25 protein-coding genes are annotated in these 25,463 nt (G+C 46.3%); 15 read left to right on the top strand and 10 right to left on the bottom strand.

Annotated elements, in window-relative coordinates:
* Positions 1-48 precede the first annotated feature (48 nt).
* Together RIG68_RS00955 and RIG68_RS00950 are read right to left on the bottom strand one after the other, a co-directional pair.
* The gene (locus RIG68_RS00955; protein ID WP_350117832.1) at positions 49-1,170 is read right to left on the bottom strand and encodes an MFS transporter; all 1,122 of its coding nucleotides are present in this window, start codon (positions 1,168-1,170) and stop codon (positions 49-51) included.
* Positions 1,171-1,410: 240 nt separating this feature from the next.
* Positions 1,411-2,169, bottom strand: coding sequence for a YybH family protein (locus tag RIG68_RS00950; RefSeq protein WP_350117830.1), 759 nt, complete (start codon positions 2,167-2,169; stop codon positions 1,411-1,413).
* A 145-nt stretch (positions 2,170-2,314) separates the two neighbouring features.
* Here RIG68_RS00950 and RIG68_RS00945 point away from each other — a divergent pair, with 145 nt between their 5' ends.
* Positions 2,315-4,996 (top strand): valine--tRNA ligase, encoded by a 2,682-nt coding sequence (locus RIG68_RS00945; RefSeq protein ID WP_350117828.1) that lies wholly within the window; start codon positions 2,315-2,317, stop codon positions 4,994-4,996.
* A 186-nt stretch (positions 4,997-5,182) separates the two neighbouring features.
* Here RIG68_RS00945 and RIG68_RS00940 read toward each other — a convergent pair whose 3' ends face one another.
* Both RIG68_RS00940 and RIG68_RS00935 read right to left on the bottom strand, forming a co-directional pair.
* Positions 5,183-5,434 carry a hypothetical protein gene (locus tag RIG68_RS00940; RefSeq protein WP_350117826.1) on the bottom strand — a complete coding sequence of 84 codons (252 nt, stop codon included), beginning with the start codon at positions 5,432-5,434 and terminating at the stop codon, positions 5,183-5,185.
* Positions 5,435-5,509: 75 nt separating this feature from the next.
* Entirely contained in the window at positions 5,510-6,559 is a 1,050-nt protein-coding gene (locus RIG68_RS00935; protein WP_350117824.1) for a hypothetical protein, read from the bottom strand.
* Positions 6,560-6,740: 181 nt separating this feature from the next.
* Here RIG68_RS00935 and RIG68_RS00930 point away from each other — a divergent pair, with 181 nt between their 5' ends.
* Positions 6,741-6,935, top strand: a complete 195-nt coding sequence (locus RIG68_RS00930) for a DUF433 domain-containing protein (RefSeq protein ID WP_350117822.1) — start codon at positions 6,741-6,743, stop codon at positions 6,933-6,935.
* On the opposite strand, the gene RIG68_RS00925 is transcribed toward RIG68_RS00930, so the two are convergent.
* Positions 6,936-7,073: a hypothetical protein gene (locus tag RIG68_RS00925; RefSeq protein ID WP_350117821.1), complete on the bottom strand. Its 138-nt coding sequence runs from the start codon at positions 7,071-7,073 to the stop codon at positions 6,936-6,938.
* 167 nt (positions 7,074-7,240) lie between these two features.
* On the bottom strand, positions 7,241-8,104 hold the full coding sequence (locus tag RIG68_RS00920) for a hypothetical protein (RefSeq protein WP_350117820.1): 864 nt from the start codon (positions 8,102-8,104) through the stop codon (positions 7,241-7,243).
* A 284-nt stretch (positions 8,105-8,388) separates the two neighbouring features.
* Here RIG68_RS00920 and RIG68_RS00915 point away from each other — a divergent pair, with 284 nt between their 5' ends.
* The 11 genes from RIG68_RS00915 (at position 8,389) to RIG68_RS00865 (ending at position 18,151) form a co-directional block, all read left to right on the top strand.
* Positions 8,389-8,868 (top strand): FKBP-type peptidyl-prolyl cis-trans isomerase, encoded by a 480-nt coding sequence (locus RIG68_RS00915; protein ID WP_350117819.1) that lies wholly within the window; start codon positions 8,389-8,391, stop codon positions 8,866-8,868.
* Positions 8,869-9,079: 211 nt separating this feature from the next.
* On the top strand, positions 9,080-9,655 hold the full coding sequence (locus tag RIG68_RS00910) for a PhnA domain-containing protein (protein ID WP_350069764.1): 576 nt from the start codon (positions 9,080-9,082) through the stop codon (positions 9,653-9,655).
* A gap of 12 nt (positions 9,656-9,667) precedes the next feature.
* Positions 9,668-10,099 carry a DUF5655 domain-containing protein gene (locus RIG68_RS00905; RefSeq protein WP_350069767.1) on the top strand — a complete coding sequence of 144 codons (432 nt, stop codon included), beginning with the start codon at positions 9,668-9,670 and terminating at the stop codon, positions 10,097-10,099.
* Between the two features lie 185 nt (positions 10,100-10,284).
* Complete coding sequence (locus RIG68_RS00900) at positions 10,285-11,004, top strand: energy transducer TonB (protein WP_350117817.1); 720 nt, start codon at positions 10,285-10,287, stop codon at positions 11,002-11,004.
* Positions 11,005-11,081: 77 nt separating this feature from the next.
* The gene (locus RIG68_RS00895) at positions 11,082-11,753 is read left to right on the top strand and encodes a DUF2461 domain-containing protein (RefSeq protein WP_350117815.1); all 672 of its coding nucleotides are present in this window, start codon (positions 11,082-11,084) and stop codon (positions 11,751-11,753) included.
* A gap of 67 nt (positions 11,754-11,820) precedes the next feature.
* Positions 11,821-15,318 (top strand): ABC transporter permease, encoded by a 3,498-nt coding sequence (locus RIG68_RS00890; protein WP_350117813.1) that lies wholly within the window; start codon positions 11,821-11,823, stop codon positions 15,316-15,318.
* Between the two features lie 80 nt (positions 15,319-15,398).
* Positions 15,399-15,962 carry an NADPH-dependent FMN reductase gene (locus RIG68_RS00885; protein WP_350117811.1) on the top strand — a complete coding sequence of 188 codons (564 nt, stop codon included), beginning with the start codon at positions 15,399-15,401 and terminating at the stop codon, positions 15,960-15,962.
* Between the two features lie 56 nt (positions 15,963-16,018).
* Positions 16,019-16,642, top strand: a complete 624-nt coding sequence (locus RIG68_RS00880; protein ID WP_350117809.1) for a GyrI-like domain-containing protein — start codon at positions 16,019-16,021, stop codon at positions 16,640-16,642.
* A gap of 68 nt (positions 16,643-16,710) precedes the next feature.
* Positions 16,711-17,142 (top strand): MarR family winged helix-turn-helix transcriptional regulator, encoded by a 432-nt coding sequence (locus tag RIG68_RS00875; protein ID WP_350117807.1) that lies wholly within the window; start codon positions 16,711-16,713, stop codon positions 17,140-17,142.
* Between the two features lie 43 nt (positions 17,143-17,185).
* Positions 17,186-17,626: a DOMON domain-containing protein gene (locus RIG68_RS00870; RefSeq protein WP_350117805.1), complete on the top strand. Its 441-nt coding sequence runs from the start codon at positions 17,186-17,188 to the stop codon at positions 17,624-17,626.
* 90 nt (positions 17,627-17,716) lie between these two features.
* Positions 17,717-18,151, top strand: coding sequence for a nuclear transport factor 2 family protein (locus RIG68_RS00865; RefSeq protein ID WP_350117803.1), 435 nt, complete (start codon positions 17,717-17,719; stop codon positions 18,149-18,151).
* Positions 18,152-18,210: 59 nt separating this feature from the next.
* Here RIG68_RS00865 and RIG68_RS00860 read toward each other — a convergent pair whose 3' ends face one another.
* The 4 genes from RIG68_RS00860 to RIG68_RS00845 form a co-directional block, all read right to left on the bottom strand.
* Complete coding sequence (locus RIG68_RS00860) at positions 18,211-18,897, bottom strand: hypothetical protein (RefSeq protein WP_350117801.1); 687 nt, start codon at positions 18,895-18,897, stop codon at positions 18,211-18,213.
* A gap of 108 nt (positions 18,898-19,005) precedes the next feature.
* Positions 19,006-19,635 carry an SRPBCC family protein gene (locus tag RIG68_RS00855; protein WP_350117799.1) on the bottom strand — a complete coding sequence of 210 codons (630 nt, stop codon included), beginning with the start codon at positions 19,633-19,635 and terminating at the stop codon, positions 19,006-19,008.
* Positions 19,636-19,780: 145 nt separating this feature from the next.
* On the bottom strand, positions 19,781-21,082 hold the full coding sequence (locus RIG68_RS00850; RefSeq protein ID WP_350117796.1) for an amidohydrolase family protein: 1,302 nt from the start codon (positions 21,080-21,082) through the stop codon (positions 19,781-19,783).
* A 25-nt stretch (positions 21,083-21,107) separates the two neighbouring features.
* Positions 21,108-24,146 carry an amidohydrolase family protein gene (locus RIG68_RS00845; RefSeq protein WP_350117794.1) on the bottom strand — a complete coding sequence of 1,013 codons (3,039 nt, stop codon included), beginning with the start codon at positions 24,144-24,146 and terminating at the stop codon, positions 21,108-21,110.
* Between the two features lie 305 nt (positions 24,147-24,451).
* On the opposite strand from RIG68_RS00845, the gene RIG68_RS00840 reads away from it, so the two are divergent.
* Positions 24,452-25,132, top strand: a complete 681-nt coding sequence (locus RIG68_RS00840) for a DUF3667 domain-containing protein (RefSeq protein ID WP_350117792.1) — start codon at positions 24,452-24,454, stop codon at positions 25,130-25,132.
* Positions 25,133-25,193: 61 nt separating this feature from the next.
* The coding region (locus RIG68_RS00835; RefSeq protein ID WP_350117791.1) for a putative quinol monooxygenase at positions 25,194-25,463 on the top strand (270 nt) is incomplete at its 3' end.

The raw sequence follows: 25,463 nt of genomic DNA, 5'->3' as shown, positions 1-25,463 counted from the left end.
TGTTCTTTCAACTACAGCAAAGTTAAAAGAATGATCAAGGAATCTTAATCAGTAAAGCCCTTGAGCAACCAATATCGCTTCGAGAATTCCGTTGGGCAATTCGAACCCAGCGAAAAAGATCCCGACGCCAAATACTTTGTTCTTGTCGTTGACTACGCTAAGCGCAAGTGGCAAGCCACAAACCGACACCATGCTGTAGAAAAACGAGAAGAGCAGCAGAAGAATAAGTGTCAGGTAGGAGTTTTCCACAAAGTAGATAGCGAAAATGATAGCGAAAATTGCAACTACGCTTACAAGCAATGATATGTAAAGTGGCCTTTTTTCAACAATTCGGCTGATCGGCAGTGAGAAAACAGCAGACAGAAAGAGGACGACCGATATGATCACACTGCTGTTTATATCGAAGACGTGACCAATTTTTGGCTCCAACCAACCAGGAAACATATTGAACAGAATGGTGGTAGAAATACCAAAAGCAAGGCCCACAATGAATGCGTATGTGTAATCTGATTTCTTTTTATCCTCTTTCTTAATATCCGTCACAATACCGTCAAGACTCTTACCCATGCTCTTTTTCATCAAAAAGCCCGAACCTGCGGTAATAACACCTCCTACAACGAATGTCAGCGGGGGGCCAAGGAGATCTACCAAGTCAACAATCACTGGTTCTAAGGCATACAATGCACCATAAACAATCGTGATAATGGCCATAGCCCGGGGCAATTTATTTGCAGGAGCAAACAGGTCAATGGTTGAAATGGCGGGACTTGTGAAAATACTCATGGAAGCCAGCCAAAGCACAATAAGGATAGGCAGTATCCATTTAAAGGTTTCTCCCGGATCCATGATAAGCGTAAACGCTACAGACATAAACACCATGGCAGCGGCACTAATGCCAGCACTGATGATGGGGAGTCTGTTGCCTTTTGATTTTCTGAACCTGTCGCCCAAAAGTCCGGCAATAGGCGGTGTCACCACCATGATGATACCCTGGGCTATAAAAAGAAAGAGCGTTAGGTCTGTGAAGTTATACTTATGAAGGAGTATGGGCTGGTAGTTGTAATAGGCAATCCATCCTATGATAACCGAAGCATAAAGCGCTACAAGGCTCCATAGTTGCTTCCATTGAATTTCTCCCGAGTTTGACGGTGCAGTTGCTGTTAATTCCATTTTGTTTTTAAAGGTTACTTTTTCTAAGGTTACTCATGTTTCAGGAACATTTCGAAGCTACTTACGTGACGAAACCTCCAATTGGATTTCTTGTTTGAAAGATTTTTTACAGAATAGTCAAAGCACACCATTAACTTAGTATTCTGTTACTTTTTGCTCCTGGAAGTTTTATTCGTTCATGAGTCGGCTCGCTTCTATTAAAAAAATATCAACCTAAGTTAACCTATTAATTGCCAGGTCTCAAATATTAGAGTCTAGCGCCACTTGCCAGCCTTTGTCAGCGCTTTTTTTCCACACCAACACATATTTCCCGTTGTAGCTGCCCGAACACTGGCCAATCTCAAAAGCCAAGTCCGGGTTGACCATTTCAATCACGATAGGAGTCAAACTCAATTGATAGCTGGAGTTACCCATGTACCAGTACTCTTTTGCTATAGCTTCCGTACCGACTATCATCGGTTTATGGTTGTAGTACATCGCATCTGCGGTGTACAACTCAGCAACCAGCTTCAGTGGATCATGTTCATTACATAGCCGTATCCATTTGGCTCTGGGCGCATCAAGCACTTCAGCAGTTACGTTGCCTTGGTTTACAGACCGTCCAATTACCTCAAGCTCTCGCAATGGCCCACCGTTTTTCTGATTCCAGATAATCAACTGCGTATAGCTTTCATCACCTGCCTTAAAAGTGACAATCTCATAACCAATATGTACATTGGCATCAGTAGCCCCGATTGATTGCAGCGACTCCACCTTCTTCCATCCTTTATTTCTATAAAAATCAGAAAGCCCATTTACATCTATGGCCCTTAGTCCATTTTTATCAGCGTCTACAACGACCGCCTTAGGCGTGTATAGTTTCTCGGTATAAACCATCGACGAAGTCACAGCCTGTATCCAGGCCGCCTGTTCAGCGTCATGACTTGTCATTTGGGCATCTGCGGAAATGTGCGCAACCACAAAGGCGATCGCCAGGATATTCCTCTTTAAGTTTGCCATCGTGAGCTAAAATAATGTGTATCGACCTTCCTAATATCCATAAACTTCTAAAGTTTAACAAAGCAAGGGCAGTCTCGCCCTCATTCAAGCAGATTTTCATTACTTTTGCCCCTCGAATTTCAACTCAAGAAGATACAGACACTTTATGGCACTGGCTACCAAATACGACCCAACTCAGGTAGAGGACAAATGGTACAAGCACTGGATGGAGCAAGGCTTTTTTAAAGCCACACCCAATCCAGACAAAAAACCTTACACCATCGTTATTCCTCCGCCGAACGTCACGGGCGTATTGCACATGGGCCATATGCTCAACAATACTATTCAGGACATCCTCATCCGCAAGGCAAGAATGCAGGGTTTTGAAGCTTGCTGGGTGCCTGGCACCGACCATGCCTCCATCGCTACCGAAGCCAAAGTGGTGGCCATGCTACGTGAAAAAGGCATCAAAAAGTCGGAAATCGGCCGGGACGAGTTCATGAAGTATGCCTGGGAGTGGAAGGAAAAATACGGCGGCATCATCCTGGAGCAGCTCAAAAAGCTGGGTGCCAGCTGCGACTGGGATCGCACCGCCTTCACCATGGATCCCGACTACTATAAAGCGGTAATCCGGGTATTCGTTGACCTTTACAACAAAGGCTATATCTACCGTGGCCTGCGCATGATCAACTGGGACTGTGAGGCCAAAACCGCCCTTTCCAACGAAGAAGTTATCTATAAGGAGGACGGCGAAAAGTCGCTGCTTTACTCTGTAAAATATGCCATCAAAGATAGCCCCAATGAGTTTGTGGTCATTGCCACGCAGCGTCCGGAAACCATCATGGGCGACACTGCCATTGCTGTTAACCCCACCGATGAACGTTACAAGCATTTGATCGGCAAGCACGCCCTTGTGCCTTTCATCAACCGTGAAATTCCAATCATTGCCGACGACTACGTTGACAAGGAATTTGGTACAGGCTGCCTGAAAGTAACACCAGCCCACGACCCCAACGACTACGAAATTGGTCAGCGTCACAACCTGGAGGTGATTGACACCATTGACCTCGACGGCACCTTGAACGAAAAGTGCGGCGTGCCAGCTTATGTGGGCAGAGATCGCTTTATCGTTAGAAAAATGGTGGTAAAAGACCTTGATGCTGCCGGGATACTTGTTGGCTCAGAAGAGTTTGTTACACGCATTGGTCGTTCCGAAAGAACCAACACCGTGGTTGAACCCAAGCTTTCGCTACAGTGGTTCATCAAAATGAAAGACATTTCCACCCGTGCCTACAAAGCCGTGATGGACGATGAGGTGAAATTGCACCCCAACAAGTTCAAGAACACCTACGCCTACTGGATGGAAAACGTGCGTGACTGGTGCATCAGTCGGCAGCTTTGGTGGGGTCACCGCATTCCCGCTTACTACTACGGCGAAGGGGAAAACGACTTTGTGGTGGCAGAAACCATTGAGGAAGCACTGGCCATGGCCCAAAAAGCCAGCGGCAATGCTGCACTGAACGCTGATGACCTGAAGCAAGACGCTGACGTGCTCGACACCTGGGCGTCGAGCTGGCTCTGGCCAACGGAGACCTTTGGCGGCTTTGCCGACGAAAGCTTCGACAAGGCAACTGGCAAAATTGACCTGACCAAGGCCAAAGACCTGGGCTACTTCTACCCTACCGACACGCTGGTAACAGCTCCGGAGATTCTCTTCTTCTGGGTGGCCCGGATGATCATTGCAGGCTATGAGTACACCGGGCAGCGGCCCTTCAAAGACGTGTATCTGACCGGTATTGTGCGGGATAAATTGCGCCGCAAGATGTCGAAGTCGCTGGGCAACTCGCCCGACCCACTCGACCTCATTCGTGACTTTGGTGCCGATGGTGTGCGCACTGGCATGCTTTTCAGCTCTCCGGCAGGCAACGACCTGCTGTTTGACGAGAAGCTGGTGGAGCAGGGCCGTAATTTTTCCAACAAGATTTGGAATGCCTACCGCCTGGTAAGCGGTTGGGAAATAGATGACAGCCTTTCGGGCAAGGACAACGAAATGGCCATCCGCTGGTTTGAAAGTCGTTTCAATCAGGCTCTCGTGGAGCTGGAAGACCACTTCGAAAAGTTCCGCATGAGCGATGCGCTGATGACGGTGTACAAGCTCATTTGGGATGATTACTGTAGCTGGTACCTGGAGATGATCAAGCCAGCCTACCAGGCTCCAATCGACAGAGCCACTTATGATGCCACCATCAGGCTGTTTGAAGACCTGATGAAAGTGTTGCATCCGTTCATGCCCTTCCTTACCGAAGAGCTATGGCATGCGATGAAAGAAAGAAGCGACAAAGACTGCATCATCGTTGCTGAATGGCCCGAGAAGAAGCCATTCGATGCGGAGCTTTTGGAACAGGCTAGCTGGGCTTTTGAGGCAGTTGGCCAGTGCCGTAACACAAGAAACGCTAAAGGCCTTTCTCCAAAAGAAGCGCTTGATCTGCTGATTAATACAGAAAAGAAAGGATTGTATGAATCCTTTATGCCCATCATGCAGAAGCTGGGCAACCTGAGTTCAGTAAGCTTTACTTCCGACAAGGTGGACAACGCCACACAGTTTGTGATCAAAGGCGATGAGTTCTACATCCCGATGAGCGAGAAAATTGATGTAGAGGCCGAGCGCAAGAAAATGGAAGAAGAGCTGACCTATACCAAAGGCTTCCTGAACTCCGTAATGAAGAAGCTCAGCAACGAACGCTTTGTGGCTGGTGCGCCCGAGCAGGTAGTGGCCATGGAAAAACAAAAGATGGCCGATGCAGAAGCGAAGATTAAAAGCTTGGAAGAGGCGATTAAGGGTTTATAAATTTGAGACGGCGGATTTGAGATTTGAAAAATAGGCATCGAGGCTTTCGATGATAATGAAAACCGGGTGGAGACGGTCGGTTTTTCTATCGATGGAAAACTGAAGGCCGTGTCTGCCGTTGGTAATCAGTACTCGCTCAATTTGTAGGCATCCCCAATCCTTTATTACAACCAGTTATATGACTGGCTACTGTCGCTGTTTATTAATGTATTGAAGTATCGAAACAACAGTTTCGGACAATTCTTTGTTAGCCTCGGCCATTGCTATTTGAGCATTAGATAGAGTATTGCAGTACATCATGAGGTTATCATGCGACTTTAGCAAATCTTCAGTTAGAGTACTCAACATTTCAAATTTTTGATGGATATCATGGCTTGGATTTTTAATGTCGCTCAGTTTTTGCTTGTAAACTTCGAGTAATGAGTTTGCTTCCTCCATATTATTATTTTTTGTGATCTGCATTTAAATACATTCAATTGTTCTGCGAACTTAGTTTGGGAACCCATAGTACCATCACCACTCTGGTTTCCACTCATAGGGAATGTAGAACTGGTCAACTTCATTTACATGCTTCACAATTTCTGTGTTTGAAAAGAACCGCCTTATCTTATCGGCTATTTCCGACCTCATATCCTGAACATATATCCGCTTTCCCTTGAACTTACCCAAAATCGCATGATCGATTTCTTTGTTGTACTCTGGGAAGGAGTAACCGATAGTTACTATGAAATCGGAATCTTTAACGAAGTTAAGAGCCTTTTCTTTGTTCTTACCATCGTCTTCAAACGCATAAGATATTCCATTTTTGGTTCCTGTGTTGTCTGAATATTCAAACTGTTGAAGCCTTGCGTGTAATCTAAGGAGCTCATATTTAAAATTAAACTCTGCGTCTCCTCTAATTGGAAATCTTGATGGAAAGTATTTGTAATAAGACGGGAGGTGCATATGTTCATAGTAGGCCCTAACTTGATTACCAGGCTGGGCGAGAAAACCTGCAGTCCCGTTAATGTTTGCTAGTGTATTCTCGAAAGGCTTCAAAATTTCCTCGTATTTCAGCGAATTTTCTTCGCAGTCGCTTTTGCTGAGAAACCGGCTTTCATAAAACATTGAATCGTAGTTCCAATTTATAAAGTTGAGGTTTTTGGGCAGTTCAAAATCCCTATACTTGTCGCCCTGCATAATTCTTTTCCAGAATGCTAGATACCTCCCCTCTTTACCTGCGCTTTCAAATTGCGCCTTAAGAATAAGAATGGCCATAAGGTTTTTTATTTTCACAAATTCCTGGTTAGGGTACTTGTTGTCATCGGGCCTTTGATTGTAAAAATCCAGCGCTAACTGGTCGGGTGTGTCATAGTCATTCAGAAGCAATCTAATCCATCTCAAATCAGCCAAAAGGGAATCAAGAAGCGTCTTATTGGATAGGTCTCTGGCCACTAGGTCATCGGCATTTCCATAAAAATCAAGGAAGTCTAAGATCGTCTTCTCGATGTAGCCTTTTGTCTCCCTAACCATTGGAACTGCATTGGCACTAGCTCCTGCGCCGAAGATGTATGTTATTTTCATCTTGCCTTGAAAATTGGTGATTGCGAAATTTAGAAAGATATGGTGGAAAAATTTTTCCGCACCTCACCAACTTCTTTCAAGTTTAAGGCTAGCGTACCTTGGTTCGCTTCACCTCATTCTCATGATCAAGCCTGCTTTTTGAAGCGTGAAACCAATCTAGCAACGCTTTGTATCTTTAGCCATGAACTGGCAAGATCGAATCGTTTCTGACAAAAATATCCTCCTTGGTAAACCAACCGTCAAAGGCACTCGCATTTCTTTGGAGTTCGTTTTAGACAGGATTGCTAACGGATGGCCTGAGCAAGTGTTACTGGAAAGCTACCCTCATTTGACCAAGGAGGATATCCGGGCTGTAGTGGCAAGTACAACCAAGTAATCAACCATTGCCTTTCTTCCTTTGGGCGATAGCTTCCCGTAGTGGAATGGTGGGCTCGTTCAATGCTTTAATGCTATCGTACTCTTTGATATCCTCCAGCTCTTCCAATTCATCGAGCAAAGCGTTGTACTCTTCCATTGGTAAAAAAACGCCGAGAGGCTCTCCATTGCTGTCAGTTACTACTTGTCTTTTTTTTTATTCGATGCTCATTTCTCTTCAAGGACCTTAACAAAGAGCTTTAAAATCAGGCATTTTGAGAATGTCTATTTTGTATCTCCAAGACCTGCACCAAGTCACCGTTAAATCTAGTAGTCACTAAATTCCGGAATAAAAGCATATTGAAAATCTCTGCATCTACCCCAGTTTCCAGAAACGCTTGAAAACGCTACCCTTCGGAACAAATCTCCATCTTTGAAGTACCCGTGTGTCAGACGGTAATGTCCAAAAACATCCCTATTTTCTTCAATTTCGAACATCACTTGTTCATTGCTATCAAAAAAGGAGGTTGTCGTGGTAGCTGCGTGGTCTCCACCCGAAAAAGACAATAATTTTATTTTTTTCCCGCTCTGGCTAGAAAAGAGAACTTTATGTGAGTAATAGTACTCTTCCGGAGCATTTTCAACTTCAATTGTATCCGACAAAAGTGACCTATTCGAAAAATCCTTCATTTTCTCATCAATTTCTTCAACAACACTACTATAGGATGGATTTTTCTTACTCAACAGATAGTTGTTGTACATGATAAGGAAATCAGTTGATTTTGAAATAAGTAATAAGGGCTGTTCGCAACCTCCCTCGCTTTCTAAATCCACCTCCTTCTTATCAGGACCCAGCCAGCGGATTGGGTGGTCGTCTTTTCCGAAGTAATACCTGTTTTCCAGCTTTTTACCATTTTTATCATCGATGGTATAGATAAAGTAAGCATGATGTGACGTATAGTCTAGATCAAAGTAGTACTCATAGATATTTGTATTCGTCCTGGAGATAACCTTTTTGAGGTTGCCATTCTGGAAGTAAAACTCAAATCCCTCTAGTTGAAGCTTCGTAAGCGTATTATTTGTCAGGCTGTAAAACCGACTTTTTATTTGTTGGATTCGATCCTCAACTGCATCCTGCCCGAGGATAGTTGCGGGCACTAGTAGAACCAGAACTAAAAAAAAGTTTTTCATAAAATAGTTAAGTTCACAGAGTGATGAGTGTTTGTAGTTTTTGTCCGGCACAATAATTACCCAACGAAGTGAAAATACTGATAAAAACGTTAGTTTTTGTTAGTCCGAAAGTTAAATAGTCAATGAAAATCATACGATGTATCTCTGTTTTTCCGAAGTAATAACAAATTAGCAATCTATCTCTGAATTCATCCTAACCGGCTTATGATCTGATCAAAAAATCCAGTCGCTAAACTTTTTCTCTCCTTTTTCCCTTAGTATTGTTCAAAACAAAATTTAAACGAATGAAAATCGGCAAAGAAAAAGTGGTTTCCATCCACTATACCCTGAAAGACAACGAAGGAACCACGCTTGACTCAAGCGTTGGCGATCAGCCCTTACTATACATCCATGGCATTGGCAACCTTATACCAGGTATGGAAGAAGGCCTGGACGGAAAAACGAAGGGCGACAAAGTAGAAATAAAAGTGAGCCCGGAGAAAGGCTATGGCGTTCGTGACGAGCGAATGATTCAGAAGATGCCACGCTCAGCTTTCGGCGACCAAAAAGTGGAAGTGGGCATGCAGTTCAATGCAGGCACTAAAAACGGGCAGCAGGTAGTGACTGTTACCAAAGTGGAAATGGATGGCATTACCATTGACGGCAACCATGCCCTGGCAGGCGTTGAACTCAACTTTTCAGTGGAAGTACTTGACGTACGTGATGCGAGCAAAGACGAACTGGCGCATGGCCACGTACATGGGCCAGGTGGACATCATCATTAACGAACAATAATCTAATATTAAGCAACGTCACCTCGGTAATACCAAAGGGAGCCGAAGTGGATGAGGTCTTCCTGTAGGAGCGCAGAGTCAGGTTGAGGAGACCTCTCCCTCCTGCGTCGGATCGAGGTGACGTTATCGAAATTGCATTTGTCTCGATGGCAACCTCCTTCCATTTAAAATCCTTATTTTTGCGCTCTCTTAAACCAATACCATGAGCGTAGCCTCCGAACTCGAAGCAAGAAGTGAATCAAAGTGTGAGCTTTGCCAAGCCACAGAAAACCTTTCTACCTTTCTGGTATCACCTGGCGAGAACGAAACGGTCGACAACAGCATCCTGGTTTGTGGTAAATGTCAGGCCCAGCTAGATCAAAGTGAAGCCTCTGACTCCAACCACTGGCGCTGCCTTAACGACACCATCTGGAGCGAAGTATCAGCCGTAAAGGTACAAGCCTATCGAATCCTTTATGATTTAAGAGCCGAGGGCTGGCCACAGGACCTGCTCGACATGATGTACATGGAAGAATCGGAGCTGAAATGGGCCCAGGCTACTCTGATGCAAGACGGAGAGGTGGCCGTCGTCCACAAGGACAGCAACGGAGTGACCCTGGCCAATGGCGATACAGTGGTGCTCGTAAAAGACCTGGATGTAAAAGGAGGCGGCTTTACAGCCAAGCGTGGCACGGCGGTGCGCAATATTTCGCTCGTAGTCGACAATGCAGAGCAAATCGAAGGCAAGGTGAATGGCCAACAGTTGGTGCTTCTGACAAAGTTTCTGAAGAAGTCATAGTTGCTGGTGAATATGTGGACGTGCCCCCTATGCAACCATAGCTTTTCCAGGGAAAATCAATACCACTCCTGCAACGACCGCACGCTGGAGAGTTTTCTGGAAAGGCGAAAGCCGGAAATAGTAGAGCTGTTTTACTACTTCATTGATCAGTATAAGCAAATTGGCGACTTCGAGGTGCATCCCGCCAAAACCCAGATTGGTTTGGGGGCCAAAATCAGGTTTGGCTACATACCAAGGGTAGGTAAAGAGTTCATTGATGTGGCCCTCACCCTGCCCAGAAAATATGCAGACAACCTGTGCTTCCATCGCATTGGCGAGGTGCCGGGAATCGAGATTTATCAGCACTACTTGCGGCTGATGCACAAAGATGACATCAATGATGAAGTAAAAAAGTATATGAAACTAGCGCTGGACTATGGTAATAAGGAGTTTAACGATTGGTAACCAATCAACACCCTGATTTATCGCAGCCATTTTCAAACCTTCTCAGAATCACTACGTAAAAGCTTTCATCTCAATTTTTTATCATGATCGGGCAAATTCAAATATCACCTCCTGACAGGTGAACATCACCAGCCGTCTCTTCCGAAGATGGTAGAGTCATTCTCTTTTTTTACCTTCGAAAACTCATGTTGAAAGTTTTATATTTCCTGGCTATCACCTCTATCCCACTGTTTGCTTCGGCACAAAAACCGGGGAATCCCTACCCCGATGACGTCAAGAACCCAAGCCTGACCGGTGGACATATCGATTCTGCTGTAACGTCCTTCAAGCAAGGCAAGTGGCAGCAGGTAGTCGCCATGTTCGATTCCATTGTCTCCAACAACTACTTTACTAACAACCAGCTCTACTATGCAGTGAGCAAAAGCCTGGAAAGTCTTTCCCGGGAAACGCCAGAACCCACAAAAAAGGATTCGCTGATGCAAGCCTCAAAAAAGGTGTATGAGGCTAGTTTGGGCGAATGGGGCGAGCAGGTCATGGAGGGCGGCGTGGACTTGAAGGTCTATTCAATCGCTGACAAAAATCCGGAGCCAGTAGGTGGCATGAAAAACTACACTACCTACCTGGAGCAAAACATGAACTACCCGCCCGATGCACTTCAACAGAAGAAAGAGGGAAAAGTATTCCTGCAGTTTGTGGTCAACAAAGACGGGAGCGTTGATGGGATCAAGGTGCAACGTGGATTGTGCAAGACCTGCAACGAGGAGGCAATCAGGCTTATCAAAGAGGGCCCTAAATGGACTCCTGGCAAGCAAAACGGACAACCAGTGTTTGTAAGAATGGTGTTGCCAGTTTCCTTCAACATCAGAGACTACTACCGGGCACTAAAGGTAAAGAACACCAATTAGAATTAAGCCGCCTGTGAGTTCTCTCTTTCAGAAGCATTAAGTAGATTTATCTATTCAATCTAACTAAGCTGATCGCTATGCCAGGGATATCCAAATCCACTTTTCAATTCCTTAAAGAACTCAAAGAGAACAATAACCGGGAGTGGTTCACAGAAAATAAGAAAAGGTATGAAGCCGCAAAAGCCGAATTCGAAGTTTTCATCGATGCCCTTATTGCAAAAATTGTCGAGTTTGACCCCGCCATCGGCCACCACAAAGCCAAAGACTGTGTCTTCCGCATTTATCGGGATGTGCGCTTTTCGAAGGACAAATCACCGTACAAAACCCATTTTGGTGCACATGTGACCGCTGCGGCTAAAAGGTCTGAAATCCATACCAGGGCTGGTTACTACATCCATCTGGAGCCGGGTGGCTCAATGCTTGCTGGCGGTGCCTATCTCCCTGAGAAGGACTGGCTGAAAAGCATCAGGCAGGAAATAGATTATAACGGAGCTGAGCTGCATAAAATACTCGACAGCAAAGACTTCAAAGCTACTTTTGGTCAGATAGAAGGCGAAAGCCTGAAAACGACACCCAAGGGCTATGATGCGGATCACCCGGAAATAGCACTTCTGAAACAAAAGAGCTTTCTGGCCAGCCATAAACCTAGCGATAGCCAGGTTATTGCGGGCGACTTTTTAGATCATGCTGCGAAAGTCTTCAGAGTATTGCAGCCCTTTGATGAGTTCCTTAACAAAAGTAAGGAATAGATAATATGGCGGATGGAGGTTAAATTTACCTTCCTTCGCACGAAAGCCTGCTGTTCATTACCAGAAAATGCCAAACTTAGGATACTCCGAAATTATTCTGCTAATCGCCATTGGGCAAATGACGATGCTTGCTTTTGGTGCCCTGCGAAAAAGAGCCATTCCCTACGCACAGTGGCTCACCTATGCCTGGGCTTGGCTAACGATCCTCAGCCTGATTTTCTACTTTGGGCCAGCGCTCTGTGTTTACCTGGTTTTGCCAGCACCAGTTCTTTTCAGGGGCTTGCTGCTTAGCTTTTTCGAAAAGCCAATTCCCAAGTCATACACACTGCAGCTATTGCCTTCGTTGTTAGTAGGCATTGTCATTTATTTTGTCCCGTTAGTCGCTAGCCTCGTGGCTACCATCTTTTTGACTTGGGAAGCTTACACTCTTAGCAAAACCTACCTACTTTGTTCCAGGCTTAAAGGCATCGACACACCAGGCTCAGGCAGTAAAAAGGTGATCTGGCTGAAGTTCTTTTTCCTGATGGTGGCCGCTATGATTATATCGGTAGTTCTATCGGAAATCTGGCCCTCGGCATCCTCACAATTACCGTTCATCATCTGCGCTTTTGCGCTCTCCACTCAATCGGCCTGGTACTTTTCTGGCCCGGATGCACATGAACCACTAAAAAGCGAGCAGAAATACGGCAGCTCTTCTCTCGATCAGCCTGAAAAATACAGGATCATGAATGCACTGGATCACCAGCTGACGGAAAAGAAATATGCCCTGGATCCCAATGCCTCCTTAGCCGGACTTGCCAAAAAAGTGTTTGCATCGCCGCATCAACTCTCGCAGGTAATCAACGAAACCAAAGGCATGAGTTTCTTTGACCTGATGGCCTACCACCGGGTGCTGGAAGCTAAAAAGCTGTTTCGTAAAGAGGATAACAAAGCACTGAAAATTGAGCAGATAGGTGAAATGGTCGGCTACATGTCGAAGTCTTCCTTCAATACCGTTTTCAAGAAATTTACTGGCCTCACTCCTTCGCAATACAGGGATCGGGACGTTCGACATGATGATCTCGAACGCCGACATGAGGCCGACATACGTCAAAACCACGTTACGCAAGGTACTTTTGGTTCATTACAAATCACAGGTATCATGCTCAACAACTTCATCAAAGTTTACTTTAGAAACCTGACAAGAAAGAAGGCCTTTACCTTCATCAACATGTCAGGACTGGTCATAGGAATGGCCAGCGCCATGCTCATTTTCATTTACATCCAGCTTGAACTGTCGTACGACAGATTTCATCAAAGGGCCGAGGACATATACCGGATCGCTTTCATGTCGAGTAATCCGCAAACCCGCACGCCTCACCCCATGGCACTGGAGATGGTGAAAGAGTTTCCTGAAGTGGAAGCGGCAGTTTCCCTAACCCCTCTTTATGGGCCTGGACTCACCAAGCAGTCCATGTATATCCGAAACCCCGAGAAAGATGTCATGTTCCGGGAGCCTGATGGCTATGCTGCCGACAGCACTTTCTTCAGGGTTTTTGACTTTAAACTATTGGTGGGCAACCCTGATGCTGCACTGAAAGAAATAGGCGGCATGATCATCTCGTCTTCGATGGCCAAAAAGTACTTTGGCGACGAGAATCCCCTCGGAAAAGTGCTTGAAGTAGATGCCGAAGGCCACCCAGTTATGATCACAGGTATCATGGAAGATGCGCCGGTTACTTCACACTTTCACCCTAATTTCATCATCTCCTATGTCACTTTGAAATACATGGATCCAACGGACTCCTGGTTTCAATGGGACGACTACGGCCATTTCAACTATTTAAAGCTTCAGCCTGGAGCTGATGCCCTGGCACTGCAACAGAAAATCCCAGAGTGGATGCATCGCAATGGTCATATCAGCGACCAGTGGTACGCTGGCTTTGAAAGTGGTGAAGTTAGGTTCGACCTGCAGCCCATCACTGACATCCATCTCAAGTCGCATATCCGCTGGGAACTGGAAGCCAATGGCAATGTTGTTTACGTTTACATCCTTTTTGCAGCCATTGCCTTTATCCTGGCTATCGCTTCTATTAATTTTATCAACCTCTCCACGGCTAGGGCTTTCGAAAGGGCCAAAGAGGTAGGCGTGCGAAGAACACTCGGAGCCAATAGAACGGGTATCTCCTGGCAGTTTCTATCCGAAGGCATTTTCACCTGTTTACTATCCTTAGGCTTGGCCTATTTGCTGGCCTTGCTGGCTTTCGACGGCTTCAAAAACCTAACCGGAAAGCCATTTGTTTACAGTGATCTGTTCACCACGCTCAATACACTTCTTGGCCTTTTAGTAGTGGTTGTTGTCGGATCTATCGCTGGCCTGTATCCGGCCCTCACGGTATCCCGAATCAAAGCCGGCGAAATATTAAAAGGTAAATTTGTGACCGGTACCAAAAGCAGTTGGGTAAGGAAGACGCTGGTAGTGATTCAATTTTCTGTCTCGGCCATTCTCATTTTTGGCAGCACCATTCTGGTGTCGCAGGTAAAATACATGGAGGAGGTGCCCCTGGGTTATGACGATCAGCAGGTGCTCGTGGTAGAACTCAAAAGCAGAAATGTGGTGGAAAGCCTGGAGGCTATGAAAAATGAAATCAGCAAGGTACCCGGCGTCATCGACATGGGAGCGGTATCCAACCTTCCGGGCACCCAATTCAATCAAAATGGCATCTTTCAAATTGGCGCACCCGACATCAATGTGGATGTGTCAGAAATGGGGATGGATTTCGATGCTAAAGCTCCACTTGGCCTGGAACTGTTATCAGGAAGGTGGTTTGATAAGTCGAACGGCATGGACTCCCTTGGCAGGTCTTACATGTTGAATGAAACTGCAGCAAAAGGCCTTGGTCTGGCCGACCCTCTGGGTAGCCGACTCCTTTGGGATGACGAGGATGCTGTGCTTGACGGTATCGTGGTTGGCATCGTAAAAGACTTTCATTTTCAGTCGCTACATGTGCCCATTCAGCCCCTGTTGATCACTGTCGATTACGACGAACTCAACTTTCTGCTTGTAAAACTAAATGGCGGAAATATCCAGCAGGCTGTTGCCGAGATTGGCAAGATTTACACAGGCTTTGACCAAAAATTTGGCTATGAAGCGTATTTTATGGATCAGAAGAACCAGCAACTCTACACGGCAGAAAAACAGGCACTCAGGGTATTTAATCTCTTTGCAGGCATTGCCTTGTTACTTGCCGCCATGGGACTTGTTGGTCTGGCCTATTTGATGATGGTGCAGCGCACCAAGGAAATGGGCGTAAGAAAGATCCTCGGAGCTTCTGTTGGCAATCTACTTTGGCAGGAAAATTTCAGCTTCCTGAAGCTGATTGCCATTGCCTTCGTACTCGGTTTGCCAGTTGCCTATTTCACCATGAACGAATGGCTGGCGGGTTTCGCCTACAGAGTGCCCATCGGCCTACTTCCCTATGCCATCACCATCGCCATTATCCTTGCTATCGCCAGCTTGAGTGTGACGCTCGCCGTACTAAAAACGGTAACGGTGAATCCAAGTCATGCCTTGCGATACGAATAGTCAACTTATGCAGAAGAGTTTTCGTTGACATGATTTTTAGCCGACAAATCAATTTGTCGGCTACATTCATTTTTGCGTTTATGAAAAGTAAGACGGTGAAAGTATTGGCGATTTCAGGTAGTATCAACCCTAGCGCAACCGCAGGGAGGCTTCTACAAGCTATTGAAAGGCTCGCCGGCCCTGGCTTTCAATTCGCTATCTTCGAAAGCCTTGGCGGTATTCCACACTTTAACCCTCAACAGTCGGACACCACTACCGACAAGCATGTTCTTCATTGGAGAAATCTATGGAAGCAAGCCGACGCCGTCATCATCTGCACGCCGGAGTACGCCTTTGGAATGCCTGGTGTGCTAAAAGATGCCCTCGACTGGCTGGTAGGTAGTGGTGAAGTATATCACAAGCCATTGGCAGCTTTGAGCTACTCTCCATCTATGATGGGAGGCGAAAATGCGCTCTCCACGCTGCTCCTCACACTGAAAGCCCAAAACGCAGACTTTGATGAAAGCACCACCTCAACCATTCCGGCCATCAGGCAACGATTTTCACTTGAAGGAGAAATTACGGACCCCACCCTTTCTACTCTCCTTACCAAAGTTCTTGAGTCGCTCGCTAACAAATGTGAGAAAAAAACTGATTCCCACTGACACAACGTTGTCAGTGACCTGGGTTTTCTTATCCCCAATAACATCGAAGCGCAGCAATGACGAAGATTGACCTCTCCAAAACTGACAAAACATATTATACAGCCAAACAAAAGCCTGAGCTATTGAAACTGGCACCTATGCAATACCTGGCTATTGCAGGCCAGGGCGATCCGTCATCAAAAGGTTTTGCTGAGTGCATAGAAGCTCTCTACTCGGTCGCCTACACCATTAAATTTGAGTGGAAAGTTGCGGGAAAAGACTTCGTGGTGCCAAAGCTGGAAGGGCAATGGTGGTTTGATGAAGACAAGTATGGCGGGGTATCCATGACAGATGCTCCTACCAAAATCCCCAGGTCAGAGTGGATGTTTCGTTTGCTCATAAGGATGCCAGAGTTTGTGGAAAAAGAGAATATTACCACTGCAGCATCCAATGTTGTTAGCAAAAAAGGGCTGACAGTCGCCAGGCAGGTAGAGCACTTTGAAATGAACGAAGGTAATGTTGTGCAAATCCTCCATGTTGGCCCGTTTGATCAAGAGCCCGAAAGCCTGGGTAAACTACAGGGGTTTATTGAAGCCAATGGCTTGAAACGGAACGGCCTGCACCATGAGATTTATCTGTCGGACTTCAGGAAAACAGCCCCGGAAAAATTAAAGACAATTTTGCGGGAGCCGGTAAAATAACCTTTTCAAAACTTTCTCGTTAAGCAGATCATCTCTAAATTTGAATATCAATAATTGATGTATCAATAATGAAAGATGATTTGTCGCAAGTTGTGCTCTTCATGCTCGACCAAACCAACAAGCTGGCCAAACAATACTCCCAAAAGGAGCTGGATAAGAGAGGTGCAGGCATCACTGTCGACCAATGGGTATTGCTAAAAGTGATCGAAGCAGACCCTGGTCTTTCTCAGCGTGACCTTGCCGAAAAGTCTATTAAAGATCCGGCTTCCATCACCAGAATGCTCGATTTACTGGAAAAGAAAGGACTTATTCAAAGGGAAGCCATAGAGGGCAATAGAAGACAATACATGATTACTGTTTCCAAAGAAGGACAAAAATTCATCAATAAGCATATGGATCTGGTGCAAAGTCACCGGGCCAAGAGCCTGGAAGGGTTTTCTAAGAAAGAGGTAAACAAATTGAAAGGTATGCTTTTAAGAATCCAGGGAAATATGATTTAAAAAAAATTTACCTAAATAATTGATATATCAATAATTGATAGTAATGAAAATAATAATTACAAGCATCGGAATCCTTTGCGGCGCTGTGGCAATGTTGTTTAACCCCACCCCTTCTGTTCAAACCAACAGCATTCGCAAAAACGGAATGGAAGTCACCTGGGCCTACGAGAACAACCGGGTGCAATTCGAAATGAAAGCCCCGACAACGGGCTGGATGGCCATGGGCTTCAACGAGGCGGATCAGTTGAAGAACACCTACCTCATCATGGGTAGCGTGGTCAACAAATTGGTGAAAGTGAAAGAACACTTTGTTGTCGAGCCGGGAGACTATCGGCCTATTGAAACATTCGGAGCTCCCGTATTGGTCGACGTTATTGAAGGCCTGGAAAGTGAAGATGGGACAGTCATCAGGTTCTCATTGCCTATAGAGGCAATTGACGCCTACCGCAAGGATTTAGGGCCTGGCAAAAGCTACTCCTATTAATGGCTTTAGCCTGGAAGATGACTTCCAGCATCATTCGGTCATGCGAACACAAACAACAATTCAATTATAAAGCTCTAACAATTTCTAATCATGAACACAAACATTTCAAACATTATGATGACCGTATTTGGCACTATGGTATTTAGCATTGCTCAGGGCCAGGAAACTGGCGTGGAAGAGGTGAAAAAGACGGTCATGCAATTCGCAACAGCGGCCGATTATCAGGATCCGATTATCCTTGAAGAAGTACTGGACACCAACTTCAGGGTGGTGATGAACCGCCTCTTTGGCTCGGAGGGTGTGGCCATCATGTCCCGGGAAGTTTACCTCGCCAAAATAAAAAGCAAAGAATTTGGTGGCGACAAAAGGGAGGTAACTATTTCCAATGTGAGCATCAACGGAAATACAGCCAGCGCTCTGGTGAGCTTTAAAGGCAGTAAAATGACGTTTGTTTCTACCCTGCTCCTGGTTTTGACCAGGGAAGATAAATGGAAGCTGGTAGCTGACCTGCCAAACGTGATTTAAGCAATGTGAGGCTGTCTCCACCGCTGGCTTATAGTCAATGCCTTGAGGCAGCCTCCAATTTATGCCCCAGCAGATACGGTAATGTGTTCCTTCCTTGTTTTAAACTTGCGCTGAAAGAAAATGATCGCAGGTGTAAAAATCACGGTCGGGATAAGCCAAAGCAGCCATTGATACTGCGAACCTCCCATGATACGGTCACCGTTTTGCACTGCGAAAGCTGTAATGGCTGCAATATAACTGCCACCAATGGCACTGATATGCTGGCGCAACCACCACAGTTTATAGGTCTCTTCCTTCGGCTTTAGTAAAAAAGCCAAATCTCTGTAGGCAGCAAAAGCAGTGAAAAAACCGAAAATGTAACTGAGGATAGCCAAAGACACTCCAAAACCAGCGACACTTCCCACATAGAATCCGTAGCCCACCAATCCGATACCAAAAGCCATGGTAAGTCCCGAAGCACTCAGATCAACCCAGGTGTGCTCTCCCAGCTTCTTTCGTTTGGTCACCCTATAGCCAGTGAAAGTGGCGTAGAAGCTCACTACCCCTACGACCATGAGAAAGGCACTGAACCGATAGAAAGCGATGATAAGTATGGCAGAAACAAATATCCAGGCCATTCCCAGCACATACGCTATCCCCAGCTTTTTGTGGAGATTGCCGCCCTTCTTGCTAATGAAGTTGAGCAGGCCGGTGAGTAGCACCAGTGCACCTGCAGAGGCGTGAGAAATAAGTATCGCTTTTTCCATATCGTTTCCTTTTGATCAAAGAAACGCCGCAAAAAGTGACTATACCACAAAGAAATGCTGAACCGTCGATTTACAATGATGAGTTGTGCGGGATACTGGATGTAGCGACTAAATGGTTGTTTGCTCAAGCAACTCCCTGAGAGCGCTCATCGACTTGGTCATTTGATAGTGAACGATGGGATCTGTGATAAGCCGTGGTACGGCGCTTGGCTTGGTGCTGACCTGATAGCTGATTTCGACTACGTCAAATCCCAAAGATCGGATCGTCCATTTTCCCTGTACCTGTTCCATCCTTTCGGCGCCTTTCTTCAAAGGAAGGACATCTTCTACACTTTCAATAGCCACCTCAATAATACTGCCCTTCTCTACCAGAGAGTGGCGAAGCACAGCATCGTGGTCGTTCAGTGGCCAGGGCAGGTCGTATTCAATATATGTGACCCAGGTGTGTTTCTCGTTGTTGAGCACATCGTAGGCACCGGCGCCGATATTCCACTGCATTCCCTTATCAGCATTTCTCAGCATTTCTACCACCACCGCAGAACTACTCCTGGCAGTAAAGACAGCTTTCACCTCCCGAACATCAACACCATATCTGTTAACAATAGGCCGCTCATGAAGGGTAATGTTTTCCCGGGCGTACACCTGCTTGAAAGCTACTTCGGCTGGCGCATTGGTTTCATCCGAAGAAACGGGAAATGCCGATGCGAAAAGGACAATAGCAGAAACTAATTTTAACATCTTAACAGAATGATAATAATATCACAATGACGAGCGGGCGCAAAAATAGTTGCTGTTGGTGAATAAAAAATTTATATCTTTTAATAAGGCACAAAAAAAGGCCTCAAGCATTCTTGAGGCCTTTCACTACTATCACCAATGTGATCTATTTCTGAGACTCATACTTCCGCTTGAAGCGGTCGTACAGCATTTGCTGCTTGCCATCCAATATGATGCCTTTGCCCATAATAAAGGCACTGGTCACCTTGCTGGTACGCATATCGAGAATATCGCCTTCAGACACCACGATATTGGCATCTTTGCCATTTTCCAGCGTACCGGTTGTACTATCGATACCGAGTATCTGAGCAGTGTTAGAGGTGATCATCTTCAGAGCCTCCTCTTTGCTGATACCGCCATAGGCTGCTACTGTTCCTGCTGTGAAAGGCAGGTTCCTTGAGCCATGAAGGGTTTCATAAGTCAACCCTACTTTGATACCTGCATTAGATAGAATGGCTGGCAGTTTGTAGGCCAGGTCATAGTCTTCATCCTCTCTGCCCGGGATTCTGTGCACGTCTGTCAGCAACACCGGAATGTCGTTGTCTTTCAGAAAGTCGATGCAGTTGGCAGCGTCCGTTCCGCCTACAAGAACGATGCTGGTGGCACCGCTCGCCTTGGCAAACTGAATACCTTCCATGATCTCCACTCTCCTATCGGCATGAACAAACAGCTTTTTTGCGCCGGTAAACAAACCTTTCATCGCTTCCAGCCTCAGGTTGGTCACAGCAGGTTGTCCTTCACTGTAAGCCTTTGCGTCTGCAAAAAACTTCTCCAGCTTGTCAATCGACGACTGGTAATTGGGGTTCTTGCGAGGTTCTGTCTCGCCCATCCACCAGCGTGGGCCAAAGGTCTTGGTAGGCCAGTTCAGATGAATCGCATCATCGGCTTTGTACTGAGCATCTTCCCAATTCCAGCCTTCCAGCATCATAATGGAAGAAGTGCCCGTAACCAGGTCACCCTGAGGGGTGCTCTGAGCAAGCAAAATACCGTTGTAGCGCAACGTAGCAATCACTTCAGAATCTGTATTATAGGCCACGAGGCTTCTTACGTGTGGATTCAGGTCTCCGACTTCCTCGCTGTCAATAGACGCTCGCACTGCAGAGATATCCTCAAGGCCCAAGGTTGTATTAGGCAGGATCAGGCCCGGATACACATGCTTACCTGCAATATTGATGACTTCGAATTTCGTCATGTCTAACCGCACAACGGTGGCATCGCCCACGTTGGTGATTTTACCATTCTCAAAAGTAACAAATGAGTTTCCGATCACCTGGCCATTGCCAATATGCGCCGTGCCATTCATTAGCAGGATAGGTTTTTCCTGCGGGCCTACCGGCTCAGGTACCTGACCTTTGGCTTGTCCTGCTATCAACAAACAGGCTGCAATTATATATTTCAATTTTTTCATCTCGTTTAGCTTTTAAAGTGGGCGATTAGTCTTCCTGCGAAGCTTTGATCATGTCGCCAAGGTATTCGTCTTCGCAATCCCATCTGTGCTTGTACTGACGGCTTGGTCTTTGCGTTGGAGCACCAGAAGCCTTCGCTGACTTCATTTTGGCAATAATCCTGGCTCTTTCATCCTGAATGGCGTCTCTCATTTGTGCATCTTTCTCAATATCGAAGTACACAATGCCATCTACCATAGTCTTCTCTGGTTTGGCATAAATTGACAGCGGATGATCGTTCCATAACACAAGGTCGGCATCTTTGCCTGCTTTAATGCTGCCCATTCTGCTGTCGAGGTGAAGTAGTTTGGCTGGGTTGATGGTCACCATTTTTATGGCTTCTAACTCGCCCATGTCGGCATACTTGATCGATTTGGCAGCTTCCTGGTTCAGGCGACGGGCCATTTCAGCGTCGTCGGAGTTTATGGCCACCGTTACGCCGGCCATGGTCATCAGTGCAGCGTTGTAAGGAATCGCCTCACGCACTTCGTATTTGTACTGCCACCAGTCGGCAAAAGTACCACCACCCACGCCATGCTCGGCCATTTTATCCGCTACTTTGTAGCCCTCCAAAATATGAGTGAATGTATTGACACGGAAGTTGAAGCGCTCAGCCACTTTCATCATCATATTGATTTCGGGCTGCACATAAGAGTGGCAAGTAACAAAACGCTGTTTGTTCAATATCTCAGCCAATGCATCCAGTTCCAGATCCTTCCTTGGCTTCACTGCTGTTGCTTTTGCCTTGGCAGAAAGGCCGTTGTAAGCTTTCCACTCTTTGTCGTATTCCCCGGCCCTTGTAAACGCATCCGCCATTACCTGCTCCACACCCATACGGGTTTGAGGGAAACGGATATTGCTGGTGGGTGGTCGGTTCGACTGCTTCACGTTTTCACCCAAAGCAAATTTGATGTACTTATCAGCACCTTTGATCAGCAGGTCCTGAGGCGCTGCTCCCCAGCGGAACTTGATCAATGCCGACTGGCCGCCAATAGGGTTGGCCGAGCCATGCAGCAGCTGAGCGGCTACCACACCACCAGCCAGCTGACGGTAGATATCAGAATCTTCTGAGTCAATCGCATCTTCCTGGCGTACTTCAGAAGTAACAGCTTCAGAACCTTCGTTCACGCCGCTAAGTGCAATGTGCGTATGCTCGTCGATGATGCCGGGCGTAAGGTGTTTGCCAGTACCGTCGATAGTTACAGCGCCAGACGGAGCCGATAGCCCCTTGCCTACCTGCGCAATCTTGCCGTTTTGTACCAACACGTCAGTGCTTTCCAGCTTGCCGGCATCTTCGCTCGTCCAAACCGTGGCACCTTTGATCAGGTATGTTTTGGCTGTTGGAAGCTCTTCGTTACCGAAAGCGACAAAAGGATACATGATCTTACCAAGATCAAGCGCTTTGTCGCTGTCTCCGTCCTCTTTCTTCTCTTTCTCTTCAATGGCGCTCTGGTAAGTAGCTGTCCACTTGATCCAGTCACCGTTTTCCAGCTGACCATCACCTTTGAAGTTTTTACCGTTCAACCAGCCACTTAGTCGGATGTTTCCATCTTTCTTCTTTTCAGGCTGAAAGCTCAGGCTGATGTTCTGCCCGTCAATGGTTGTTTTGGCATCTACAGAAGTTGAGTCGTTCACTTTCACTTTAGCCTTCTGTGACCCTGCTTTGCCTGAAATCTCCAGTGTATAGCTGCTGCCTGAGTAGCTCAACTGATAGTTGCCGGCATAATCAGGAGCGCTCATGTCGGTCACCTCATATTTGTTGCCCTGAACCCAGTTTTCGTAGATAGCTGTTTTCTCGTCAAACAAGTTGCCTGAAGTAATCAGGAAGTTGGCCAGCATGCCTTTCTTCAGACTGCCTACTTTGTCAGCGGCCTTCACAAGGGATGCTGGCGTGTAAGTAATGGCCTTCAGGGCTTCCTGCTCGCTCAAGCCATACTTAATGGCTTTTCTCACGTTTGGCAAAAAGTCAGCCGGGTCTTTCAGATCGCTGGCGGTGAAGGCAAAGGTGATGCCGTTTTTGGCCACCGTTGCGGCATTGGCAGGTGCAAGCTCCCAGTGCTTCAACTGAGAAAGCGACACATTCAATGCATCGTAAGGGTCGTCCACATCGTAGGTAGCGGGGTAGTTCACAGGGATGATCAGAGAAGCCTTCGTGGCCTTCACCTCGTTGATGCGCTGGTACTCATCGCCAGAGCCTTTGATGATGTACTGAACACCGAACTCATCGCCCACTTTGTCGGCCAGCAAAAGTCTCAGCTTGTTTTCAGTTTCGAAAATTTGTGGAAGGCTTTGAAGCGCATTGAATGCCTCAAGGCTCACATTGGTTTGCACCTTGTTGAGGGGTGAGGTGTACCACTGAGCATCGTAGTGAGTTTGGCGAAGCAAAGCCACATAACCCATGATTGAGTTGGGATAATTCTGCGTGGAGCTACCTTTGTCAAATGCGTAGTTGGCAGCTGCTCTTTCTTTCACAATCACTTCGTTCACCGGGCCATCGCTGAGCGTCACCAGGGTGGCGCTTCCTCTCACAATGCCGTCGGGCCTGAAGGCCAGCACAGTGCCAAAGCCTTGCTTTCTCCACTTCTCGGCTGTTTTGGCATCGATGGTAAACTCGCTGGCTCCGTCGAAGTCGGCTTTGATGGCGTCGTTCCAGCCATAAGCTTCCTTGCGATCCGAATCAAGCTGTGGAGGATCCATAAAGCTTCTCCTTCCCCGCTTCACCTCAGGCATACCATAACTGGTATAAGGGTCTACGATAGAAGGATAAATGAATTTTCCGCCAAGGTCAGTAACGATGGCGCCTTTGGGGATGGCAACACTCGCTCCGACTGCTTCCACGAAGCCGTCTTTCACAAGTAATGTTGCATTCGTTAACGTTGTTTGATAATCCACCACCACGGTGGCGTTCGTAAAAGCATAAATATTCAGCCGTTTATCCTGGGCACCATTCACAGGAAAGTTTTCCTGAGCCAGTGCCGGAGACAAGACCATACTTACACCCATAAACAGGAGTATTAATCTCTTCATGTCCTCAATGTTTTTTGGTTTTCTAAGAGAGCGAAGATACAAGGAAGAGGATCAAATAGCGGCTGGATTTATACAGGTGGCTATGTTGATAAAATGTCGGAATTATTAGTCTATTTATGAAATAGAGCCCTTCCGGAGAAAAGTCATGCCGCCGATATTTGCCTCACATAATATACCGTCACCGTGATAGTTAAGTAGCCGTTTTGCTAATTTTACGGCTGATGGTATGTAAAAACTGCGGAACGGTGTTCCAGGGTAATTTTTGCCCGAATTGTGCACAAAGCGCCAAAGTGGATCGCTTTGATATGAAAACATTGTTGGGGGAGTCTTTCGAATCGTCGCTCGATATCGAAACGGGCCTGTTTGGCACCCTCAGAGAACTAGCGATACGTCCGGGACAAGCCATTAGGGGATATATCGATGGCAAGCGGCTCAGTCTTTATGTACCAGCCAAGTTCTTGCTGTTGGTTGGCGCTGTTACCACCATTCTTTCTATCCGCTACGGCATCTTCAAAGTGGCTCAGGAAAACAACTTTTTTGAAGACTGGCATTGGTACAAAATGCATTTCGTTGGTTTCTGGGACTTTGCCAACGAGTATTCTACCCTTATCAACATTATTGCCATTCCTATCTATACCTTTTCCACCTGGCTTTTCTTCAAACCCATTGGCGACAATTTTTCGGAGCACCTGGTGATGAACATTTATGTAACCGCCCAGCAGCTGGCACTCATCGTCATCATGTTCCCATTTCTTCAGCTATTCCCGGATGCCAAGGCGGCCATCATAACCGTTTACACAGTAATTGTGCTTCTGTACAATATTTGGGTCTACACCACTTTCTTTCGAATGAAAAACTGGATGGGTGTTTCGCTGTCGATCATGGCCACAGCCTATGCCCAGCTCTGCACCATCATCATGACACATTTGACTTTCCTGGCACTGGACATGTTAAACTTACTGCCCTATCTGGAGTTTGAATTGTAACAAGACAGCGGAAAAAATTGTATCTTTAGAATACAAGTTCAACTTAAAACACCCACCAGCGATGCTCTACGTAATGGTTCAATTTCGTGTAAAAGGAGGCCATGTGCAGGAAGCCGAAAAGCTGATACGTGGCTTTATCGACAATATCAGAAATAACGAGCCTGGCACGCTGGCCTATCAGTCCTTTCAGTTCAATCACGACATACAGGAGTTTGTGCACCTTATGTGCTTTACGGGTGAGGATGCTGACGAAAAGCACAAAGATTCCCCCTATATCAAGCAGTTTGTGGACACCCTCTACCCTATCTGCGAGAGCGAACCCAGGTTTCAT

The organism is Imperialibacter sp., from assembly GCF_040222385.1.
GTDB lineage: Bacteria > Bacteroidota > Bacteroidia > Cytophagales > Cyclobacteriaceae > Imperialibacter.
This window is presented reverse-complemented; position numbering and strand designations above follow the sequence as displayed.

What these genes read in the sequence shown, in the direction of transcription:
- RIG68_RS00955 (WP_350117832.1), bottom strand. Translation starts at nt 1,170, where the DNA reads ATGGAATTAACAGCAACTGCACCGTCAAACTCGGGAGAAATTCAATGG.
- RIG68_RS00950 (WP_350117830.1), bottom strand. Translation starts at nt 2,169, where the DNA reads ATGGCAAACTTAAAGAGGAATATCCTGGCGATCGCCTTTGTGGTTGCG.
- RIG68_RS00945 (WP_350117828.1), top strand. Translation starts at nt 2,315, where the DNA reads ATGGCACTGGCTACCAAATACGACCCAACTCAGGTAGAGGACAAATGG.
- RIG68_RS00940 (WP_350117826.1), bottom strand. Translation starts at nt 5,434, where the DNA reads ATGGAGGAAGCAAACTCATTACTCGAAGTTTACAAGCAAAAACTGAGC.
- RIG68_RS00935 (WP_350117824.1), bottom strand. Translation starts at nt 6,559, where the DNA reads ATGAAAATAACATACATCTTCGGCGCAGGAGCTAGTGCCAATGCAGTT.
- RIG68_RS00930 (WP_350117822.1), top strand. Translation starts at nt 6,741, where the DNA reads ATGAACTGGCAAGATCGAATCGTTTCTGACAAAAATATCCTCCTTGGT.
- RIG68_RS00925 (WP_350117821.1), bottom strand. Translation starts at nt 7,073, where the DNA reads ATGGAAGAGTACAACGCTTTGCTCGATGAATTGGAAGAGCTGGAGGAT.
- RIG68_RS00920 (WP_350117820.1), bottom strand. Translation starts at nt 8,104, where the DNA reads ATGAAAAACTTTTTTTTAGTTCTGGTTCTACTAGTGCCCGCAACTATC.
- RIG68_RS00915 (WP_350117819.1), top strand. Translation starts at nt 8,389, where the DNA reads ATGAAAATCGGCAAAGAAAAAGTGGTTTCCATCCACTATACCCTGAAA.
- RIG68_RS00910 (WP_350069764.1), top strand. Translation starts at nt 9,080, where the DNA reads ATGAGCGTAGCCTCCGAACTCGAAGCAAGAAGTGAATCAAAGTGTGAG.
- RIG68_RS00905 (WP_350069767.1), top strand. Translation starts at nt 9,668, where the DNA reads ATGTGGACGTGCCCCCTATGCAACCATAGCTTTTCCAGGGAAAATCAA.
- RIG68_RS00900 (WP_350117817.1), top strand. Translation starts at nt 10,285, where the DNA reads ATGTTGAAAGTTTTATATTTCCTGGCTATCACCTCTATCCCACTGTTT.
- RIG68_RS00895 (WP_350117815.1), top strand. Translation starts at nt 11,082, where the DNA reads ATGCCAGGGATATCCAAATCCACTTTTCAATTCCTTAAAGAACTCAAA.
- RIG68_RS00890 (WP_350117813.1), top strand. Translation starts at nt 11,821, where the DNA reads ATGCCAAACTTAGGATACTCCGAAATTATTCTGCTAATCGCCATTGGG.
- RIG68_RS00885 (WP_350117811.1), top strand. Translation starts at nt 15,399, where the DNA reads ATGAAAAGTAAGACGGTGAAAGTATTGGCGATTTCAGGTAGTATCAAC.
- RIG68_RS00880 (WP_350117809.1), top strand. Translation starts at nt 16,019, where the DNA reads ATGACGAAGATTGACCTCTCCAAAACTGACAAAACATATTATACAGCC.
- RIG68_RS00875 (WP_350117807.1), top strand. Translation starts at nt 16,711, where the DNA reads ATGAAAGATGATTTGTCGCAAGTTGTGCTCTTCATGCTCGACCAAACC.
- RIG68_RS00870 (WP_350117805.1), top strand. Translation starts at nt 17,186, where the DNA reads ATGAAAATAATAATTACAAGCATCGGAATCCTTTGCGGCGCTGTGGCA.
- RIG68_RS00865 (WP_350117803.1), top strand. Translation starts at nt 17,717, where the DNA reads ATGAACACAAACATTTCAAACATTATGATGACCGTATTTGGCACTATG.
- RIG68_RS00860 (WP_350117801.1), bottom strand. Translation starts at nt 18,897, where the DNA reads ATGGAAAAAGCGATACTTATTTCTCACGCCTCTGCAGGTGCACTGGTG.
- RIG68_RS00855 (WP_350117799.1), bottom strand. Translation starts at nt 19,635, where the DNA reads ATGTTAAAATTAGTTTCTGCTATTGTCCTTTTCGCATCGGCATTTCCC.
- RIG68_RS00850 (WP_350117796.1), bottom strand. Translation starts at nt 21,082, where the DNA reads ATGAAAAAATTGAAATATATAATTGCAGCCTGTTTGTTGATAGCAGGA.
- RIG68_RS00845 (WP_350117794.1), bottom strand. Translation starts at nt 24,146, where the DNA reads ATGAAGAGATTAATACTCCTGTTTATGGGTGTAAGTATGGTCTTGTCT.
- RIG68_RS00840 (WP_350117792.1), top strand. Translation starts at nt 24,452, where the DNA reads ATGAAAACATTGTTGGGGGAGTCTTTCGAATCGTCGCTCGATATCGAA.